At 73.2% G+C, this 2,366-nt stretch carries 2 protein-coding genes and 1 pseudogene; all 3 read right to left on the bottom strand.

From position 1 onward, the window contains the following. A pseudogene (locus AB0K09_RS32525) lies at positions 1-247 on the bottom strand (hypothetical protein); the annotation flags it as partial. 170 nt (positions 248-417) lie between these two features. Next, on the bottom strand, positions 418-1,305 hold the full coding sequence (locus AB0K09_RS32520; protein ID WP_106677765.1) for a tRNA (adenine-N1)-methyltransferase: 888 nt from the start codon (positions 1,303-1,305) through the stop codon (positions 418-420). A 90-nt stretch (positions 1,306-1,395) separates the two neighbouring features. Then, the coding region (locus tag AB0K09_RS32515; RefSeq protein ID WP_366068992.1) for a site-2 protease family protein at positions 1,396-2,366 on the bottom strand (971 nt) is incomplete at its 5' end.

The following is a 2,366-nucleotide window of genomic DNA, read 5'->3' as shown; positions in this document are numbered from 1 at the left end:
CGGGTGCCTGGGTGACGATCTCCACGTCACGGCCGCCGCCGCAGGTCAGGGGGTAGTGCACGGCCGCGGCGTCGGGTGCCGCGGCGCGTGTTGCGGCGGGGGCCGCGACGGTGGCGGTGGCGGTGGTGTCCTCGGGGCCGAAGAGCGCGGCGCCGGTGATCACGGCGGCGAGGACGGCGGCGGTGGCCAGCCAGTGTCCGGGGCGGGGACGGGTGTGCGGGAGGGGCGCGGGTCCTGCCGGCTGCACGTGACTCCTGGGAGAGCGACGGGGACGAGGCTGTTCCGCATCGTGCCACACGGCTCGCCGCCGGGGACAGAGGGGGTACGGCCCCAACGGGGCGGAGCGTTCGCCGAGTTACGACCAACGCCGGACGGGCTGAACTCCTCAGCCCGTCCGGCGTTCGGTGCCGGGAACGGTCAGCCCTTGTTCGGGCCTTCGTAGTCCTCTCCGTACGCGCCCTTCGCCGGACGGCGACGCCGCATGGGCGGCTCGACGCCGTCGGCGAGGCGGCGGGCGGTGACCAGGAAGCCGGTGTGGCCGATCATCCGGTGGTCCGGGCGGACGGCCAGGCCCTCGACGTGCCAGTTGCGGATCATCGATTCCCAGGGCTGCGGCTCGGCGAAGCAGCCGATCTCGCGGATCGACTCGACGGTCCGGGCGAGCTGGGTGGTGGTCGCCACGTAGCAGCAGAGGATGCCGCCGGGGACGAGGGCCTTGGAGACGGCCTCCAGGCACTCCCAGGGGGCGAGCATGTCCAGGATGACGCGGTCGACGTCGGTGTCGGAGAGGTTGTCCTGGAGGTCGCCGACGGTGAGCTGCCAGGCGGGGTGGGGGCCGCCGAAGTAGCGCTCCACGTTCGCCTGGGCGATCTCGGCGAAGTCGGCACGGCGCTCGTAGGAGTGCAGCATGCCCTGGTCACCGATGGCGCGCAGGAGGAAGCTGCTCAGCGAGCCGGAGCCGACGCCGGCCTCCACGACGCGGGCGCCGGGGAAGATGTCGGCGAAGGCCAGGATCTGCCCCGCGTCCTTGGGGTAGACCACGGCGGCACCGCGGGGCATGGACAGGACGTAGTCGGGGAGCAGGGGGCGCAGCGCGAGGTAGGCGACGTTTCCCGTGGTACGGACAACACTGCCCTCGGGAGCACCGATCAGCTCGTCGTGGGGGAAGGCACCCTTGTGGGTGTGGAACTGCTTCCCCGCCTCGAGCGTGAAGGTGTAGTGGCGTCCCTTGGGGTCGGTGAGCTGGACCTGGTCCCCGACCTGAAAGGGCCCGCGACGGCGGGCGGCACCGGTCGGTTCGGACATGTGACCAGCCTACCGGGTGGCCTGCGGCCTGCTGACCAGTGTGGGTACGCGCGGGTCGCCGGCGCCTGCGAACGTGGTTGCGGCCCCCGGTTACGGGGACGGGCGGGACATCGCCGATACGAAGGCGCGTTCGACGTCGGCGGCCGAGAGGACGCCGTAGATCTCGCCGTTCTCCTCGGTCACGAGGTATTCCGTCGCCGGGTGCGCCCGAAGGGTGTCCAGCAGGTCCTCCCCCGAGAGCTCGGCGGAGACCCGCATGCCCTCCGTGAGGTCCTGCGCCAGGGAGCCCGCCGAGACCCAGGGGCGGCGGTGTTCGGGGACGCCTCCGATGGCCGCCTCGCGGACGAGGGCGGCGGGGCTGCCCTGTCCGTCGACGACGACCAGGGCGCGGGCCCCCGCCTCGTTGGCGCGGCGCAGGGCCTCGGAGAGGGGTGTGGCGGCCTCGACGGGGACGGCCCGGCGGGTGAGCGTGCGGGCACTGAGGCCGGGGAGGTGCTCGCGCAGCCGGGCCATGCGCAGGCTGTTGCCGGCGCCGGTCCAGATGATGGCCGCGAGGATGGCGGCGAGCAGGGCGTCGGTGAGGGAGTCGAGGCCGCCGAAGCCGGGTCCGGACTCGTCGGCCTTGCGGAGGTGGGTGAGGATCGGGAGGCCCACCAGGACGGCCACGGCGAGGGCGCGGCCGACCCAGGCGGCGGCGACGGTGCCGGTCATGGGGTTGCCGCTGAGCTTCCAGACGACGGCGCGCAGCATCCGGCCGCCGTCCAGGGGCAGGCCGGGCAGCAGGTTGAAGACGGCGACGAGCAGGTTGGACACCATGAGGCCGGCGAGCAGGACGCCGGGGACGGTGCCGGGCTCGACGGCGAGCACGCCGAGGTAGAAGGCGCCGGCGAGGAGCAGGGAGAGCAGGGGGCCGACGAAGGCCAGGACGAATTCCCGGCCGGGGGTCTCGCTCTCCTTCTCGATCTCGGAGACGCCGCCGAAGAACTGCAGCTGGATGCGGCGCACCGGCAGTTTGAAGCGCAGGGCGGCGATGGTGTGGGCGAGCTCGTGGACGAGGACGG

Source organism: Streptomyces sp. NPDC049577 (assembly GCF_040675635.1).
GTDB lineage: Bacteria > Actinomycetota > Actinomycetes > Streptomycetales > Streptomycetaceae > Streptomyces.
The sequence above is the reverse complement of the archived record's forward strand: the minus strand, read 5'-3'. Positions and strand labels throughout refer to the sequence as shown.

Excerpts from the sequence above, each read along its gene's own strand:
- AB0K09_RS32520 (WP_106677765.1), bottom strand. The coding sequence starts at position 1,305 with ATGTCCGAACCGACCGGTGCCGCCCGCCGTCGCGGGCCCTTTCAGGTC.